This is a genomic window from Polaromonas sp. (assembly GCF_039930745.1).
Lineage (GTDB): Bacteria > Pseudomonadota > Gammaproteobacteria > Burkholderiales > Burkholderiaceae_C > Polaromonas.
In genome coordinates this window covers 16,001-32,609 of the sequence record NZ_JBDTTH010000011.1, presented here as the reverse complement: position 1 = coordinate 32,609, position 16,609 = coordinate 16,001, and the positions used below count along the sequence as shown (strand labels likewise).

The window sequence follows — 16,609 nt, the reverse complement described above, 5'->3', positions numbered from 1 at the left end:
GCTGGCGTCACCCCAGCGCGTCGTTCACCGAGTCGCGAAACTCGGCCAGGCTCACGGCGCTGTCGATTTCCCGCGGCAACGCGTCGCGAATCGAGAAGACACCCAGGATTTGCCCGGCTGAAGAAACAATCGGTAGATGCCGGAACCCGCGCTCGATCAGGATCAACACAGCGTCCGATACCGCCATCTCTGGCACGACGCAAAGCGGGTTGTGTGTCATCACCTCGGTCACCGGCGTTCTTTCAGCATTCAAGGCTTTGGCCAGCACGCGAGTCATCAGGTCCCTCTCCGTAAGGATGCCTTGCATCACGCCCGCGCTATCGATGATCAACACGCTGCCGCAGTTGGCCTTGGTCATGACACAGGCGGCCTCCCAGACGCTGGCCTGCGGTGAAAGGCTCACCACACGCCTGTGCGGAATGGACTGAAATACGTTCCGTTCAGCCATGACAGCCTCCTTTTCCTAGCGCAGCGAGCTATTGAGCTTGTCCAGCGCCTTGGCGCCGGGGCTGAGCTGGGCAGCACCCAGCTTGTTGAGTGGCGTGTCGTTGGTGTTGAGCGCCACATGCAAGTCTGTGGCCAGCGGATCAACATACAGCAGGCCCGTCACCACTTCACCGCGCGCCTGATGTGCGTTCATGTAGCTCAGTGCAGCGAAGCGGTCTGTCGGGTCGTAGTCCTCCTGCAGCTTGCGAAAACGTAGGGGCGAGCCATCGTGCTGCAGCACCTCGATCACCTCGCCCGGTGCATAACTTGCCGTGATTTCGTCACGCGCGCTGATGAAGTCAATGCGGCTGACCGCCTCGTTGTGTTCGCGCACATAGTCGTAGCTTTTGGTGCTGCCGGCGTGGTTGTTAAAGGCCACGCAAGGGCTGACGATGTCGAGGAAGGCTGCGCCGCCATGGCCGATGGCGCCCTTGATCAGCGGCACCAGCTGCGCCTTATCGCCCGAGAAACCGCGTGCCACGTAGGTGGCGCCCAGTTGCAGCGCCAGGGCCACCAGGTCGACCGGGCTGTCGCTGTTGACCACACCTTTCTTGCTTTTGGACCCCTGATCTGCGGTGGCTGAAAACTGCCCCTTGGTCAGGCCATAAACACCATTGTTTTCAACGATGTACACCATGTTGATGCCGCGCCGCATGGCATGGGCAAACTGGCCCAGGCCGATGGACGCCGAATCACCGTCGCCAGACACACCCAGGTAAAGCAGCTCGCGGTTGGCCAGGCTGGCCCCCGTCAACACCGATGGCATGCGCCCATGGACGGTGTTGAAACCGTGCGACGCGCCGAGAAAATAATCCGGCGTCTTGGAGCTGCAACCTATGCCCGATAGTTTGGCAACGCGGTGGGGCTCGATGTCCAGCTCCCAGCAAGCCTGGATGATCGCCGCCGAAATTGAATCGTGCCCGCAGCCGGCGCACAGCGTGGAGATTTTTCCTTCGTAGTCGCGCCGGGTGTAGCCCACCTTGTTGACGGTCAGCGAAGGGTGATGCAACCGGGGTTTGGCCAGATAAGTCATGCCACGCGCTCCTTGCCTTGTTGTTGAGGACTGCCCTGAGCCTTCACATGCCCGCTGATGTCCCGGGTGATGAATCGTGCGGTGATGGGTGTGCCGTCATAGTGCAGCACACGCACCAGGCGCGCCGGATCAATATCCAGCTCATTGACCAGCAAGCAGTGCATTTGTGCATCGCGGTTTTGCTCCACCACAAACACCTTGTCATGCGCAGCAATGAACTGCGCAACCGATTCCGGAAACGGAAAGGCCCGCAGCCGCATCGCATCCAGATGAATGCCGGCTTCACCCAGTACATCCAGCGCCTCGTTCATTGCGGGGCTTGTGGAGCCGAAATAGATCACGCCTAACGGAGTCTTGCGCGCAGCGGAGCGCAGCACGGGTTGCGGCACCAGCGTCGCCGCCGTTTCAAACTTCTTCAGAAGCCGCTGCACGTTGTAGATGTAGTCTGGCCCGCGTTCCGAATACTGCGCATAGGCATTGCGCGTGGTGCCGCGCGTGAAATAGCTGCCCTTGCTTGGGTGCGTGCCTGGCAAGGTGCGCCAGGGAATGCCATCGCCATCCACGTCCTTGTATCGGCCAAAATCCTGGCCAGCTTCCAGCTCCTCCGCCGTCATGACTTTGCCTCGGTCGTAGCTGCGGCTGTCGTCCCAGCTGAAAGGTTCACACAGGCGCTGGTTCATGCCAATGTCCAGATCAGTCATCAGGAACACCGGCGTCTGCAGCCGCTCAGCCAGGTCCAGCGCCGCGGCAGCATGTTCGAAACACTCATGCGGGTCTTCGGGCAGCAACAGCACATGCTTGGTGTCGCCGTGAGATGCATAGGCACAGGAAATCAGGTCAGCCTGCTGCGTGCGCGTCGGCATGCCGGTCGAGGGCCCGCCACGCTGCACATTGATGATGGTGACTGGTATCTCGGCAAAGTAAGCCAGCCCGAGAAATTCGGTCATCAACGACACACCCGGTCCCGAAGTGGTGGTGAAAGCGCGCGCGCCGTTCCAGCCTGCCCCCACCACCATGCCGATGGAGGCAATTTCATCTTCAGCCTGCACGATGGCGTAGTTGTTGCGGCCCGTCGCGGCATCCACCCTGTATTTGGCGCAATAGGACTGAAAGGCCTCGGCCACCGAAGAAGACGGCGTGATCGGGTACCAGGCCGCCACCGTGGCGCCGCCGTAAACGCAACCCAGCGCTGCTGCGCTGTTTCCGTCCACAAAGATCTTGTTGCCCACCTGGTTGCTGCGCTTTACCCGTATGCCCAGCGGGCTCTGCAGGTGTTCGCTGGCAAAGTCCCGCCCCAGATGCAGTGCCTGCACATTCGATGCCAGCAATTTTTCCTTGCCCTTGTACTGCTCACCGAAGAGTTTTTCCAGCACCTCGGGTTCAATTTCCAGCAGCACCGACAGCGCCCCGACATACACAATGTTCTTGAAAAGCTGGCGCTGGCGCGGATCGCTATAGACGGCGTTGCAGATTTCCGTCAGCGGCATGCCGATGACATGAATGTCTTCGCGAAATTTTTCCGGTGGCATGGGCCGGGTACTGTCATAAAACAGGTAGCCGCCCGGCTCCAGTTCGGCGACATCGGCGTCCCAGGTCTGCGGATTCATGGCCACCATCATGTCAATGCCGCCACGCCGGCCCTGATAGCCCTTGTCACTCACACGCGCTTCGTACCAGGTTGGCAGGCCCTGGATGTTGCTGGGGAAAATATTCCGTGGGCTGACAGGCACCCCCATGCGCAAAATCGCCTTGGCAAACAGCTCGTTGGCCGAGGCTGAACCCGAACCATTGACGTTGGCAAATTTGATGACAAAGTCGTTGACGGCTTCAATCCGTTTTTTCATGCTGCTACTCCTCCGGCACGAACAGCAGGTTTGCTGCCGTCCCGGCATGACGGCCCGGCCTGCGTGGTTTGCAGCAAAAACTTTTGCATGTCCCAGGCGCCGGTGGGGCAACGCTCGGCACACAGGCCGCAGTGCAGGCAGACGTCCTCGTCCTTGACCATCACCCGACCGGTCTTGAGTTCGTCCGATACATACAGGTCCTGCGTCAGGTTCAGAGCAGGCGCCTTCAGATGCGCCCGCAAGCCAGTTTCGTCGTCGTTGGCAGTGAAGCTGATGCAGTCCATCGGGCAGATATCGACACAGGCATCACATTCTATGCAAGCCGGCGCAGCAAACACGGTCTGCACATCGCAATTCAGGCAGCGCCCCGCTTCCTTGAAAGCCGTCGCGGCGTCAAAGCCAAGTTCCACCTCCACACGTATGCTGGCCAGTGCAATCTCCGCCTTGGCCCAGGGCACCTTGAAGCGGGGATCGTTGGATGTGTCGTTGTCGTAACTCCACTCGTGAATGCCCATCTTGGTGGACATCAGGTTGGTCATCGGGTCGGGCCGCCGGGCGATGTCTTCGCCGTTGAGCAGGCGGTCAATCGACACCGCCGCCTCGTGCCCGTGTGCCACCGCTGTGATGATGTTTTTTGGGCCGAAGGCCGAGTCGCCGCCAAAAAAGACATTCGGCACGCTGGACTGGAAAGTCTCCTTCTCCAGCACCGGCAGGCCCCACTCGTCAAAAGCAATGCCGCAGTCGCGCTCTATCCAGGGGAAAGCATTTTCCTGACCCACAGCAATCAGCACGGCATCACATTCGACCAAGACGTCGGGCTCGCCTGTCAGCACCAGGCTACGTTTGCCTTTGGCGTCATACACCGCCTTGACCACCTCAAAATACATGCCGGTCAGCTTGCCCTGGCTGTGCTCGAAGGATTTGGGTACATGGAAATTGATGATGGGAATGCCTTCGTGCTGGGCATCTTCTTTTTCCCAGGGTGAGGCCTTCATTTCCTCGAACCCGCTGCGCACGATGACCTTCACGTCGGTGCCGCCCAGGCGACGCGCCGACCGACAGCAGTCCATGGCGGTATTGCCGCCACCCAGAACAATCACGCGTTTGCCTATGCTGGTGATGTGGCCAAATGACACGGAGGCCAGCCAGTCAATGCCGATGTGGATGTCTTCTTTGATCTCGCTACGGCCGGGCAGGTTCAGGTCGCGCCCGCGCGGTGCGCCGCAGCCTACAAATACCGCGTCATACCCTTCGGCCAGCAGGCCTTTCATCGACTCGATCCTCTGGCCGCTCCTGAAAGCGACGCCCATATCGAGGATATAGCCGGTTTCTTCGTCAATCACGGACTCGGGCAGACGGAAGCGCGGAATTTGCGTGCGAATGAAACCGCCAGCCTTGGCCTCACCGTCAAACACCGTGACTTCATAGCCCAGCGGCGCCAGATCGCGCGCCACTGTCAGCGAGGCCGGGCCGGCACCGATACAGGCAATCCGCTTGCCATTTTTCGGTGCGAGTTTTGGCATGCGCTGGCGGACATCGTCCTTCATGTCAGCCGCTACGCGCTTGAGCCGGCATATCGCTACGGGTTCGGGCAGTTCACCATTGTTTTCCTCGACGCGGCCGCGGCGGCATGCCGGCTCGCAGGGTCGGTCACAAGTGCGGCCGAGGATGCCGGGGAACACATTCGACACCCAGTTGACCATGTAGGCATCGCTGTAGCGGCCCTGGCCTATCAGGCGTATGTATTCTGGAACGGGGGTATGGGCCGGACAAGCCCATTGGCAATCGACGACCTTGTGAAAGTAGGACGGATTGGCTACGTTGGTTGGCTGCACGTACTGGCTCCTTGCCCCCTTTTAGTACCGCAACAGGGCCAGGAGGTCAGACCAGTTTACGCTTCGCTTGCCACAGGGCGCTCTCGGGTGAATCCCTCAGTCTGCAACCGCCCGTGCGCGGCCTCAGCCCACCACCAGGTTCTTGTAGACGCCGCAGCCCACAAAGACGTCGTCCACCTGCTGCACAAAAGACATTTTGGCCTGGACCTTGCCCGTGGTCGGGTTGGTGATGCCGTATTCGACCCAACCCGGCTCGTGGCTGGCCTGGTCGATGATGGACTGGAGCAGCCCGTCGCCGTCAATGCCGGCGATGTCCTGTACATGCGTGCCGACCTTGGACGGGTTGCCGCCGAAGGCCAGGTAGGTGCCCTGACTGTCGAGTGCAAATACATACATATCGCGGTCGTGAAAACCCCTGGCGGGTTGGGTCAGGTCGCGTAGGAAAGCGTCTTTCGACGTGTGTCGGCGGTGCGCTACAGCACGCTCCACCAGCGCCACCGCCTCCTCGGCCGAGCCCTGCTGCAGCTTGAAAGATGCCACAGACTGCACCAGCGTGCCAGCCCGCGCCTCCAGGTTGACGGCCTGGCCGACGGCGCGCCCCACCATCCGGGCATTGCTCTGCGTGATCTCGTCGAGCTGGCGCACGGCCGAGGTAATTTCAGTCAGGCCTGTGCTCTGCTCGGCACTGGAGGCCGATATCTGCGACATGTTCGCCGCCACGTCCCGGATGCCGGACACAATCTCGGTCATGTTCGCGCCTGCTGCCCGGATTTTTTCCGCACTGGCCGCCACCTGTCCCGATGACACCCCGATCAGCTGGCGGATTTCGCGGGCCGAGTCGGCCGAACGCTGCGCCAGGGACCGGACTTCGCTGGCAACCACGGCAAAGCCCCGGCCCGACTCCCCGGCACGGGCAGCCTCCACCGCCGCATTGAGCGCCAGGATGTTGGTCTGGAACGCCAGCCCGTCAATCACGCCCACGATGTCGCCCATGCGCTTGGCGCTGCCCTGCACGGCCTCCACCGCTTCAATGGCCTGGGCCATGGTGGACGCGCCTTGATCGGCCAGGTCCCGCACACCAGTTGCCAGGCCGCTGGCCTGGCCAGCCGCCTGGGCATTGTTGTGCACCGTGGAAGCCAGCTCTGCAACGCTGGCAGCCGTCTGCTCCAGGCTGGCCGCCTGCTGTTCGGTACGGTCCGACAGTTCGCGGTTGCCGGCAGCCAGGCTCTGGCCTGAATGGGCAACAAAAGCGGCGTTGCTGCGGACATTGGCCACCATGGCGGAAACCGTCGCTCCAATGCTGGCCATGGCCTGGGCCAGCCGGCCCAGCTCGTCGCGGCTGCGCGCCGGCATCGCCACACGCAAATCACCCCGCACCACCTGGTCCATGGCCTGCACCACCTGCCCCAGGTCATCGACCAGGCTGCGGTAAAAGGCGGTCAGGGCATAAGCGGACACCAGCAGGCAGGCACTGCCCAGCCAGGCCATCAGCGCTGGACCGGCACCGCTGGGCCGGGCTATCAAGTACTGGGTCAGTACCGCCACCGGCAGCGCCATTGCCCCGGCCGCCAGCAGCAGGCATTTGCCTGCAAGCGGCAGGCGCCGCATCAGCCACAGGCCGGGCCGCATGAAAGCTCGCGTCATGGAAATCTCAATCATTGAATGGCAAGGGGTGCCCGGGCGGACGGTTCTCGAAATCGCGAAACAGCGCCATGGCCATCGCGCGCAGGGTGTCGTCATCGGTGCAATGGGCGCTTGCCAGTTGCCGCATTGCGTAACGGCGGTCGCACCGCATCATGGCGCTGCTGATCCATTCGCCGTGGCTGGCCATGCGCAGGGCAAATGCCCGCAACAGATCGGGTGGCGCGCTTTCGGGGCGGTGGCCTGGTGCCGGCCAGAGGAAACTGGCCGTTGCCGCTGATAGGCTGGCGCTAAGATCCTTGAATTGCATGGCAAGCTCCTGAGTGGACTTACCAGAGACTAAGCCAATGCCGGAAAAGAAGGCACAAGTGCGCTCATTTCAGAACAAGCATTGGCCCCACAGGCCCACGCCCGCCGACCGAAAGCCCTGAGCGGCCCCGGCGGACCCATTCCGACCGCAGTTCAGGACGATGAAGCGAGCCGGGCAAAAGCCTGAACCACCTCCGGCGGCGCCTGCACCATTTCAATCAACACGCCCTCGCCGGCAATCGGGAACTCATCATTGGCCTTGGGGTGCAAGAAGCAGATATCGAACCCGGCAGCGCCCTGGCGAATGCCGCCCGGCGCAAACCGCACGCCTTGGGCCGTGAGCCACGCCACGGCCTTGGGCAGGTCATCGATCCACAGGCCGACATGGTTCAGCGGCGTGGTGTGCACCGCCGGTTTTTTGTCCGGGTCCAGCGGCTGCATCAGGTCCACCTCAACCTTGAAGGGACCGCTACCGATGGCGCAGATGTCCTCGTCCACGTTTTCACGTTCGCTGCGGAAGGTGCCGGTGACTTCCAGGCCTAGCATCTCGACCCAGAGTTTTTGCAGGCGCTGCTTGTCGGTGCCGCCAATTGCGATTTGCTGGATACCCAGCACTTTGAAGGGTCGTGTCATTTTGTTTTCCTTACGAACACACGGGAGTTCTTTTCAAGCCGGGGCCGCGAAGCCGGCTTTGCCGGGCCGCAGGCGCAGTGCCCCTTTTATCCGTGCGAGGGGCAGCGCGCCGAAGGCTCACGCAGTGACAAGCGTGGAGGCCATATTTTTTAGACGAACTCCACGATCGGCTGGTCAACGCTGAGCGACTCGCCCTTGTCGGCCAGCACCTTGCCCACCACGCCATCCGCCGTGGCGAACAGCACGTTCTCCATCTTCATGGCTTCGATCACCGCCACACGTTCGCCGGCCTGAACCTTCTGGCCCGGCTGAACCGCCACCTCGACCAGCAGGCCGGGCATGGGCGACAGCACAAAACGACTCATGTCGGGCGGCGCCTTGTAAGGCATCAGCGCGTGAAGCTTCGCCGCGCGCGGTGTAAGAACCATGGCGTCGAGCCGGGTGCCGTTGTGCGCGATGCGGATGGCCAGCGGGTTGCGGCCCACCCCGCGCTCCACCTGCGCGGCGAAGGGCTCGCCGTTGACCGTGCCGCGGATGCGGGCGCCGCCCAAGTGCCAGTTGCTACAAATTTCATAGCTGTTAGCGCCCGTATCTATTCGACTGGAGCCCGATTGGGCTTGATAATCCCGCACCGTGGCAGCCTGCGAACGGTTTTTGCCCTCCGCGCCCAGGTTGACCACCACAAATTCTTCGCCAACCAGCACGCCGTGCCCCGGCAACTGGCCACTGATGCCGGCCGCACGGCCCAGCATGCGGCGGTTCACATAAGCAGCCAGCGCAACCAAGAAGTTCGGGTCCGCATGCGGCACGTCTTCGGCGTGGAAGCCCTTCGCATAGTTTTCGGCAATAAAGCCGGTGTTGAAGTCACCCGCCATGAATTTGGGGTGGGCCAGCAGCGCCGCCTGAAACGGAATATTGCTGCTGATGCCCCGAATCACGAAACCATTCAGCGCCTCGCGCATCTTCGCAATCGCCTCATTACGGTCCTTGCCGTGGACGATCAGCTTGGCAATCATCGAGTCGTAGAACATTGGGATCTCGCCGCCGTCCTGCACGCCGGTATCGACGCGCACACCCAAAAGCTGCGCGGTATCCGCCGAAAACATGGTTTCCTTCGGCGGCTGGAAACGCACCAACCGGCCAGTCGATGGCAGGAAGCTGCGAAACGGGTCTTCGGCATTGATGCGGCACTCGATGGCCCAGCCATTGCGCTGCACGTCTTTTTGCGCCAGCGGCAGCTTTTCACCCGCCGCCACGCGAATCATCAGCTCGACCAGGTCCAGGCCGGTGATGCATTCGGTCACCGGGTGCTCGACCTGCAGGCGCGTGTTCATTTCCAGGAAGTAAAAACTCTGGTCTTTGCCGACCACAAACTCCACCGTGCCGGCGCTCTGGTACTTCACCGCCTTGGCCAGGGCTACCGCCTGCTCACCCATGGCCTTGCGCGTCGCGTCGCTGATGAAGGGCGACGGCGCTTCCTCGATCACCTTCTGGTGGCGCCGCTGAATCGAGCATTCGCGCTCGTTCAGGTAAATCACGTTGCCATGGCTGTCGCCCATCAGCTGGATCTCGATGTGGCGCGGCTCCTCGACAAACTTTTCGATGAAAACCCGATCATCACCAAAGCTGTTGCGGGCCTCGTTGCGGCAGGAGGTGAAGCCTTCGAGGGCCTCCTTGTCGTTGAAAGCCACGCGCAGGCCCTTGCCGCCGCCGCCCGCCGAAGCCTTGATCATCACCGGATAACCGATGCCTTTGGCAATCTCAACCGCCTTTTCCGCCGTCTCGATGGCGTCGTTGACGCCCGGAATGCAATTCACGCCCGCGGCGCCGGCCAGCTTCTTGGACTCGATCTTGTCGCCCATGGCGGCAATCGAATAATGCTTTGGGCCGATGAAGACGATGCCCTCTTCCTCGACGCGCTTCGCAAAGCCGGCGTTTTCACTGAGGAAGCCATATCCCGGGTGCACAGCCTGCGCTCCGGTCTGCTTGCAAGCTGCAATGATTTTCTCTGCCTGCAGATAGCTGTCACGGCTGGGCGCGGGGCCAATATTGACGGCTTCGTCCGCCAGCTCGACGTGGCGCGCGTCCTTGTCGGCGTCTGAATAAACCGCCACCGTCTTGATGCCCATCTTGCGGGCGGTGAGGATGACGCGGCAAGCGATTTCACCGCGGTTGGCGATCAGGATTTTTGTGAACATGCTTTCTCCATTCGGTCGTTGCTGTACGCGGCTCTAGCCCTTGAGGCCTTTTGCCGCGCGTTGCTGGATTTGTTCGGTGGTCTGGTTGAGTGTGCACAAGGCGCCGATCAGCAGCGCCGAACTGACGATGACATGACGCTCGGGTCCCACGGCTTCGGCTTGGACGACTTCCGCCTTGACGCCCAGGGACCGCAACCGGTCAGCCAGTGCCGTCTGCACCGCCCACGGAACATTCGTGTCGGCCGGATCGCCCAGCACAAAAACCCGCAATCCAGGGTTCATGCGCGCCTTGTCCAGGTGGTCCATGGGCTCGTAGGAATCGGAATACCCTGTCGCATCGACACTCCAGCCCCGCAGCTTCATGCGCAGGCCCGGCGAGGACACGGCCGAGGTCGGAACCGCACAAACCACGTCAGAGCGATAACCCAGCAGCGAAGCGACCACATGGCCGCCTCCGCTCAGCCCGGCGACCGCTACTTCCTCAATGCCATGGCGTCTTTTGATTTCGTCGATGGCGGCGGATACCAGCCGCGCTTCGGGCGCTCGCCTGCGCTCCTTGTGCGCGCCCGAGGAGCCGAAGGTACCAGGTCGGCCGATAAAAATATAGGGCACACCGAAACGCTGCGGCACGGTGTCTACGACGGCCTGAATCCTGGCGGGTGTCGTGCCAGCATAGGTTTTGTCAACCACCGTGTCCTGCACCAGCAGGTCTCCGGAGAAGAAAAACAGCACCCTCGGATTTGCCCCCTCCTTCAGGCCCGCATGCCAGTAGCGAAGGCATTCGCCGCTGGCCCCCTCCGGTTGCGCCCACACTGCATTCGGCACGCTTGCACACTGCGCCGCGGTCGCCTTGACGCCGCGGACAACGGCCTCATTGGTGAACGCGTCCTCATGGGCAGGCATGTCCACGCGATCCAGGACCGCATGCGCGCTGCACGTGAGAAACAGCCCCAGCAGAGCTGGCGCCAGGCGAGCCCGGCTCCGCGCGTTCACAGCGGAATATTCCCGTGCTTGCGCCACGGGTTCTCGATTTTTTTGTCTTTGAGCATCACCAGCGAGCGGCAGATACGTTTGCGCGTCTCATGCGGCAAGATAACGTCGTCAATGAAGCCGCGCGCACCGGCGACAAAGGGGTTGGCGAAACGCGCCTTGTACTCGGCTTCTTTCGCGGCGAGTTTGGCCGGGTCGCCTTTGTCTTCGCGGAAGATGATCTCGACGGCGCCTTTGGCGCCCATCACCGCAATCTCGGCGTTCGGCCAGGCGAAGTTGACGTCGCCGCGCAAATGCTTGGAAGACATCACGTCGTAAGCGCCGCCATAGGCCTTGCGCGTGATGACGGTGATTTTGGGCACCGTGCATTCGGCGTACGCATACAGCAGCTTGGCGCCGTGCTTGATGATGCCGCCGTACTCCTGGCTGGTGCCGGGCATGAAGCCGGGCACGTCGACAAAGGTGATGACCGGAATATTGAACGCATCGCAGAAACGCACAAAACGCGCGGCCTTGATGCTGCTCTTGATGTCCAGGCAACCGGCCAGCACCAGGGGCTGATTGGCGACGATGCCGACGCTCTGGCCTTCCATGCGCGCGAAACCGATGATGATGTTTTTGGCGTACTCGGGCTGCAGCTCGAAGAAGTCGCCGTCGTCCACCGTCTTGACGATCAGTTCCTTCATGTCATAGGGCTTGTTCGGGTTCTCGGGCACCAGCGTGTCCAGACTCAGGTCCATACGGCCGGCCGGGTCGGCGCTGGGCCGCACCGGGGCCTTTTCGCGGTTGTTCAGCGGAAGATAGTTGTAGAGCCTGCGCAGCATCAAGAGCGCCTCGACATCATTTTCAAACGCGAGGTCGGCCACGCCGCTGCGCGTGGTGTGCGTGGTGGCGCCGCCCAGTTCCTCGGCGGTCACTTCTTCATGCGTCACGGTTTTCACCACCTCAGGGCCGGTGACAAACATGTAGCTGCTGTCCTTCACCATGAAGATGAAGTCGGTCATGGCGGGCGAATAGACCGCGCCACCGGCGCAAGGCCCCATGACCATGCTGATTTGCGGCACCACGCCGGAGGCCATCACATTGCGCTGGAACACATCGGCATAACCACCCAGCGAAGCCACGCCTTCCTGGATGCGCGCTCCGCCCGAATCGTTGAGCCCGATGACAGGCGCGCCGACCTTCATGGCCTGGTCCATCACCTTGCAGATTTTCTCGGCGTGCGCTTCGGACAGTGCGCCGCCAAACACGGTGAAGTCCTGGCTGAAGACAAACACCAGGCGGCCGTTGATCATGCCGTAGCCGGTCACCACGCCGTCGCCCGGTGGCCGGTTGTTCTCCATGCCGAAGTCTGTGCAGCGGTGCTCGACAAACATGTCCCATTCTTCAAACGTGCCTTCGTCAAGCAGCAACTCCAGCCGCTCGCGTGCCGTGAGCTTGCCTTTGCCGTGCTGCGCGTCGATACGTTTCTGTCCGCCCCCCAGGCGTGCCGCGGAGCGCTTTTTTTCGAGTTGTTCAAGGATTTCTTGCATGATGTATTCTGAGAATTGACGATGAAAATTTACCTGGCCGGTTCAAACAGAAGGCGCGCGGCGGCCTGGCTCATGCGGCGTGAGTCGTGCCCCACGCCCGGCACCGTCACGCGCTCCCAGGCCAGGGGCGTGCCCAGTTTCTGCGCCTGCGCCGTGGCCTGCGCAAAGAAGTTGCTGCCGCGCTCAAACCGGTTCGCGCCCTGGGCCGTGGCCTGCCTGGCCTTGGGCAGATTGGCCGCGTCGGTTTGTGTGTCAGTTTCACCGAGCAGCACGACCAGCCTGCGCGCAAAAACCTGCCTGAGCTTGTCCGGGCTGACGATGCCTTCGTCGAGCGCATAGGGGAACCTGTCATTCATCAGGCTTGGGTAGCTGGGCATGGTGTAGCTGCCGGCATTTGCCGCCACGGCGACGGAAACACGCGGCGCCTCGGCCAGCAGCATGAAGCGGTGCACGAACTGACCACCCGCCGAATGGCCGAACAGCAAGTAGTCGGGCGTCGAGAGGCCTTCCTGGGCGCGGACAAAATCAAAAAGGTGCTCGACAATCTGGAAGGACCATTGGCTGCGGTCGCGGCTCTCGATGCCGCCCATGTTGAACAACCGTGAAGAAAACCGCGCCTCGTCGAACTCAGGCGCCAGGACGATCAACCTGTTTTTCTCGGCAAAAGGCATCCAGTTGTCGCGCATGCGCGAGCCTTGGCGCTCCGCGCCGTGGATCACCATCATCACTTTGGCATCGGGACCGGCGCTGCGGGCCTTGTAGTAATGCACAGTGACGGGCTTGTCCGAAAAATAGCCTTTGTCGGTAAAGACAAAGCTTTGCGACTCACCGGCAACCATGCCGCTGGCCCAGGCCATGCAGGCCTGGAAAAGCAGCGCGCAAAGAATGCCAAATTTCTTCATGAGTTCCACCTCTTGGATGCCAGGGCCAATAAGCTTCTGGCAGCTGTCGATGCAGCCACCTCGCCGCGCGCCACTTCGGCCAGCAGGCCAGGTAAACGCTCGCGAACCTGCGGGTCATGACGGAAGGTCTGCTTCAGGCCCGCATCAATGCGCTCCCACATCCAGGCCAGCGATTGCTGCTGACGGCGTGCAGTCAGTTGGCCGTTGGCCGTCTGCAAGGCTTTGAACTGCGTCACGGCTTTCCAGAAACCGTCGACACCCTTGTTGTGCAGCGCGCTGAGCTGGAGCACCTGCGGATGCCAGTGTTTGTCAAAGTTGGCAGCCTGCTCACTGCTCATGGCGTTGTTGACCAAGCCGAACAAGCGCATGGCAGAAGTGATCTGCGCCTCGGCTCGCATTGCCGCGTCGGCGTCGATGTCGGCTTTGTTGATGATGACCAGGTCGGCCAGCTCCATCACGCCTTTTTTGATGGCCTGCAGGTCGTCGCCGGCGTTGGGCAGCTGCATCAGCACAAACATGTCGGTCATGTTGGCGACGGCGGTCTCGGACTGGCCAACACCGACGGTTTCGACGATCACCACGTCATAACCCGCCGCTTCGCAGACCAGCATGGCCTCGCGCGTTTTTTCGGCCACACCGCCCAGCGTGCCCGACGAAGGGCTGGGGCGGATGTAGGCTTTTTCGTGAACAGACAACTTCTCCATGCGCGTCTTGTCGCCGAGGATGGAGCCGCCCGAAACGCTAGAGGATGGATCGATGGTCAGCACGGCCACCCGGTGGCCCTGCTCTATCAGGTAGAGGCCCAGCACCTCGATGAAGGTGGATTTGCCGACGCCGGGCACGCCGCTGATGCCGAGGCGGAAGGCCTTGCCGGTATGCGGCAACAGTGCCGTCAGCAGCTCATCGCCCTGCGCGCGATGGTCGGCACGGGTCGACTCCAGCAGCGTGATGGCCTTGGCAATAGCGCGGCGTCGCACGGCAGCATCGCCGTTGCCCACTGCATCCACCAGTTCGGCCGGATTCACTTCAGTGCTGCCTTGATCTGCTCCAGCACATCCTTGGCGCTGGCCGGAATCGGCGTCCCGGGGCCGTAAATGCCTTTGACGCCTGCTTCATAAAGCATCTCGTAGTCCTGACGCGGAATCACGCCGCCGACAAACACGATGATGTCGTCAGCGCCCTGTTTTTTGAGCTCGGCGATGATCGCCGGAACCAGGGTCTTGTGGCCGGCGGCGAGGGTCGAAACACCCACCGCATGCACGTCGTTTTCAATCGCCTGGCGCGCGCATTCCTCGGGCGTCTGGAACAGCGGGCCCATGTCAACGTCGAAGCCCAGATCGGCGAACGCAGTGGCCACGACTTTGGCGCCTCGGTCATGGCCGTCCTGGCCGAGCTTGGAGATCATCACGCGCGGCCTGCGGCCTTCTGCTTCGGCAAAAGCGTTGATTTCAGTCTTGAGGTTTTCCCAGCCTTCGGCCGAGTCATAGGCTGCTGCATACACACCGGTCACCTTTTGCGTATCGGCGCGGTGGCGCCCGTAGACTTTCTCGAGAGCATCGCTGACCTCCCCCACCGTGGCACGCAGGCGCACGGCCTTGATGCTGAGGTCCAGCAGGTTGCCATCCTTATTCTCGGCGGCGGCGGTCAACGCGTCCAGTGCCACCTGCACGGCAGCACTGTCGCGGCTGGCGCGCACGGCCTTGAGGCGCGCAACCTGCCCGTCGCGCACTGCCACGTTGTCGATGTCGCGGGTTTCAATCGCATCTTCAGTTTTCAGTTTGTACTTGTTGACGCCGACGATCACGTCCTTGCCGCTGTCGATGCGCGCCTGTTTCTCGGCAGCAGCGGCTTCGATCTTGAGCTTGGCCCAGCCGCTGTCCACGGCCTTGGTCATGCCGCCCATGGCATCAACTTCTTCAATGATGGCCCAGGCCGCGTCGGCCATGTCCTGCGTGAGCTTTTCCATCATGTAGCTGCCGGCCCAGGGATCGATCACGTTCGGAATGTGGGTCTCTTCCTGGATGATGAGCTGGGTGTTGCGGGCGATACGCGATGAGAATTCTGTCGGCAGCGCAATCGCTTCATCAAAGCTGTTGGTGTGCAGGCTCTGCGTGCCGCCGAACACCGCGGCCATGGCCTCGATGGTGGTGCGCACGACGTTGTTGTACGGGTCCTGCTCTGTCAGGCTCCAGCCAGAAGTCTGGCAATGCGTGCGCAGCATCAGGCTCTTGGGGCTTTTGGCGTCGAAGCCTTTCATGATGCGGCACCAGAGCAGGCGCGCCGCACGCATCTTGGCCACTTCCAGGTAGAAGTTCATGCCGATGGCCCAGAAAAAACTCAGGCGTCCGGCAAAACCGTCGACGTCCAGGCCCTTGGCAATGGCTGTTTTCACATACTCCTTGCCGTCGGCCAGCGTAAAAGCCAGTTCCAGCGCCTGGTTCGCGCCGGCTTCCTGCATGTGATAGCCGGAGATGCTGATCGAGTTGAACTTGGGCATCTTCTGCGCTGTGTACTCGATGATGTCGCCGATGATGCGCATGCTGGGCGCCGGCGGAAAGATGTAGGTGTTGCGCACCATGAACTCTTTGAGAATGTCGTTCTGAATGGTGCCGCTGAGCTGGTCCTGGCTCACACCCTGCTCTTCGGCTGCCACCACATAACCTGCCAGCACCGGCAACACCGCGCCGTTCATGGTCATCGACACCGACACCTTGTCCAGCGGAATCTGGTCGAACAGAATTTTCATGTCCTCGACGCTGTCGATCGCCACGCCGGCCTTGCCGACGTCGCCCGTCACGCGTGGGTGATCGCTGTCATAGCCGCGGTGTGTGGCCAGGTCGAATGCCACTGACACGCCCTGCCCACCCGCAGCCAGGGCCTTGCGATAAAACGCATTCGATTCTTCGGCGGTGGAAAAACCCGCGTACTGGCGGATGGTCCACGGCCGCACGGCATACATGGTGGCCTGCGGTCCGCGGATGAAGGGCTCGAAGCCGGGCAAGGTATGGGTATGCGGCAGGTCCTTGACGTCTTCTGCCGTATACAGCGGCTTGACCGTGATGCCATCGGGCGTCTGCCAGCCCAGCGCGTTCAGGTCGCCACCGGGGGCCGACTTGGCGGCCGCCTTGGCCCAGGCCTCCATGCTGGCGTGGGCAAATTCAGGGCTGGCGAGGGGTTTGGAGGTGCTCATGGCGTGTGCAATCGGT

Annotated in this window: 13 protein-coding genes; all 13 read right to left on the bottom strand. The window is 61.9% G+C overall.

What is annotated here, in order from left to right; genetic code table 11:
• Positions 1-7: 7 nt before the first annotated feature.
• Positions 8-448: a CBS domain-containing protein gene (locus ABI660_RS06135; protein ID WP_348065972.1), complete on the bottom strand. Its 441-nt coding sequence runs from the start codon at positions 446-448 to the stop codon at positions 8-10.
• Positions 449-463: 15 nt separating this feature from the next.
• Positions 464-1,519 (bottom strand): 2-oxoacid:ferredoxin oxidoreductase subunit beta, encoded by a 1,056-nt coding sequence (locus ABI660_RS06130; RefSeq protein WP_348065970.1) that lies wholly within the window; start codon positions 1,517-1,519, stop codon positions 464-466.
• Complete coding sequence (locus ABI660_RS06125; protein ID WP_348065969.1) at positions 1,516-3,363, bottom strand: 2-oxoacid:acceptor oxidoreductase subunit alpha; 1,848 nt, start codon at positions 3,361-3,363, stop codon at positions 1,516-1,518. Before ABI660_RS06125 ends, ABI660_RS06130 begins: the two co-directional genes overlap by 4 nt.
• Positions 3,360-5,198 (bottom strand): FAD-dependent oxidoreductase, encoded by a 1,839-nt coding sequence (locus tag ABI660_RS06120; protein WP_348065967.1) that lies wholly within the window; start codon positions 5,196-5,198, stop codon positions 3,360-3,362. Before ABI660_RS06120 ends, ABI660_RS06125 begins: the two co-directional genes overlap by 4 nt.
• 123 nt (positions 5,199-5,321) lie before the next feature.
• The gene (locus ABI660_RS06115; protein WP_348065965.1) at positions 5,322-6,842 is read right to left on the bottom strand and encodes a methyl-accepting chemotaxis protein; all 1,521 of its coding nucleotides are present in this window, start codon (positions 6,840-6,842) and stop codon (positions 5,322-5,324) included.
• A 7-nt stretch (positions 6,843-6,849) separates the two neighbouring features.
• On the bottom strand, positions 6,850-7,149 hold the full coding sequence (locus ABI660_RS06110; protein ID WP_348065964.1) for a hypothetical protein: 300 nt from the start codon (positions 7,147-7,149) through the stop codon (positions 6,850-6,852).
• A 152-nt stretch (positions 7,150-7,301) separates the two neighbouring features.
• Positions 7,302-7,781, bottom strand: coding sequence for a VOC family protein (locus ABI660_RS06105; RefSeq protein ID WP_348065963.1), 480 nt, complete (start codon positions 7,779-7,781; stop codon positions 7,302-7,304).
• A 149-nt stretch (positions 7,782-7,930) separates the two neighbouring features.
• Positions 7,931-9,979, bottom strand: coding sequence for an acetyl/propionyl/methylcrotonyl-CoA carboxylase subunit alpha (locus tag ABI660_RS06100; RefSeq protein ID WP_348065961.1), 2,049 nt, complete (start codon positions 9,977-9,979; stop codon positions 7,931-7,933).
• 33 nt (positions 9,980-10,012) lie between these two features.
• Positions 10,013-10,882 (bottom strand): hypothetical protein, encoded by an 870-nt coding sequence (locus ABI660_RS06095; RefSeq protein WP_348065960.1) that lies wholly within the window; start codon positions 10,880-10,882, stop codon positions 10,013-10,015.
• An 86-nt stretch (positions 10,883-10,968) separates the two neighbouring features.
• The gene (locus ABI660_RS06090) at positions 10,969-12,501 is read right to left on the bottom strand and encodes an acyl-CoA carboxylase subunit beta (RefSeq protein WP_348065958.1); all 1,533 of its coding nucleotides are present in this window, start codon (positions 12,499-12,501) and stop codon (positions 10,969-10,971) included.
• A 29-nt stretch (positions 12,502-12,530) separates the two neighbouring features.
• Positions 12,531-13,403 (bottom strand): hypothetical protein, encoded by an 873-nt coding sequence (locus ABI660_RS06085; RefSeq protein WP_348065957.1) that lies wholly within the window; start codon positions 13,401-13,403, stop codon positions 12,531-12,533.
• Positions 13,400-14,428 (bottom strand): methylmalonyl Co-A mutase-associated GTPase MeaB, encoded by a 1,029-nt coding sequence (meaB, locus tag ABI660_RS06080; RefSeq protein ID WP_348065955.1) that lies wholly within the window; start codon positions 14,426-14,428, stop codon positions 13,400-13,402. The genes ABI660_RS06085 and meaB overlap by 4 nt, the downstream gene beginning before the upstream one ends.
• Positions 14,425-16,593 carry a methylmalonyl-CoA mutase gene (scpA, locus tag ABI660_RS06075; protein WP_348065954.1) on the bottom strand — a complete coding sequence of 723 codons (2,169 nt, stop codon included), beginning with the start codon at positions 16,591-16,593 and terminating at the stop codon, positions 14,425-14,427. The genes meaB and scpA overlap by 4 nt, the downstream gene beginning before the upstream one ends.
• Between the last annotated feature and the right edge of the window lie 16 nt (positions 16,594-16,609).

Coding starts and splice junctions, on each gene's coding strand:
- ABI660_RS06135 (WP_348065972.1), bottom strand. CDS start 448: ATGGCTGAACGGAACGTATTTCAGTCCATTCCGCACAGGCGTGTGGTG.
- ABI660_RS06130 (WP_348065970.1), bottom strand. CDS start 1,519: ATGACTTATCTGGCCAAACCCCGGTTGCATCACCCTTCGCTGACCGTC.
- ABI660_RS06125 (WP_348065969.1), bottom strand. CDS start 3,363: ATGAAAAAACGGATTGAAGCCGTCAACGACTTTGTCATCAAATTTGCC.
- ABI660_RS06115 (WP_348065965.1), bottom strand. CDS start 6,842: ATGACGCGAGCTTTCATGCGGCCCGGCCTGTGGCTGATGCGGCGCCTG.
- ABI660_RS06110 (WP_348065964.1), bottom strand. CDS start 7,149: ATGCAATTCAAGGATCTTAGCGCCAGCCTATCAGCGGCAACGGCCAGT.
- ABI660_RS06105 (WP_348065963.1), bottom strand. CDS start 7,781: ATGACACGACCCTTCAAAGTGCTGGGTATCCAGCAAATCGCAATTGGC.
- ABI660_RS06100 (WP_348065961.1), bottom strand. CDS start 9,979: ATGTTCACAAAAATCCTGATCGCCAACCGCGGTGAAATCGCTTGCCGC.
- ABI660_RS06095 (WP_348065960.1), bottom strand. CDS start 10,882: ATGCCTGCCCATGAGGACGCGTTCACCAATGAGGCCGTTGTCCGCGGC.
- ABI660_RS06090 (WP_348065958.1), bottom strand. CDS start 12,501: ATGCAAGAAATCCTTGAACAACTCGAAAAAAAGCGCTCCGCGGCACGC.
- ABI660_RS06085 (WP_348065957.1), bottom strand. CDS start 13,403: ATGAAGAAATTTGGCATTCTTTGCGCGCTGCTTTTCCAGGCCTGCATG.
- scpA (WP_348065954.1), bottom strand. CDS start 16,593: ATGAGCACCTCCAAACCCCTCGCCAGCCCTGAATTTGCCCACGCCAGC.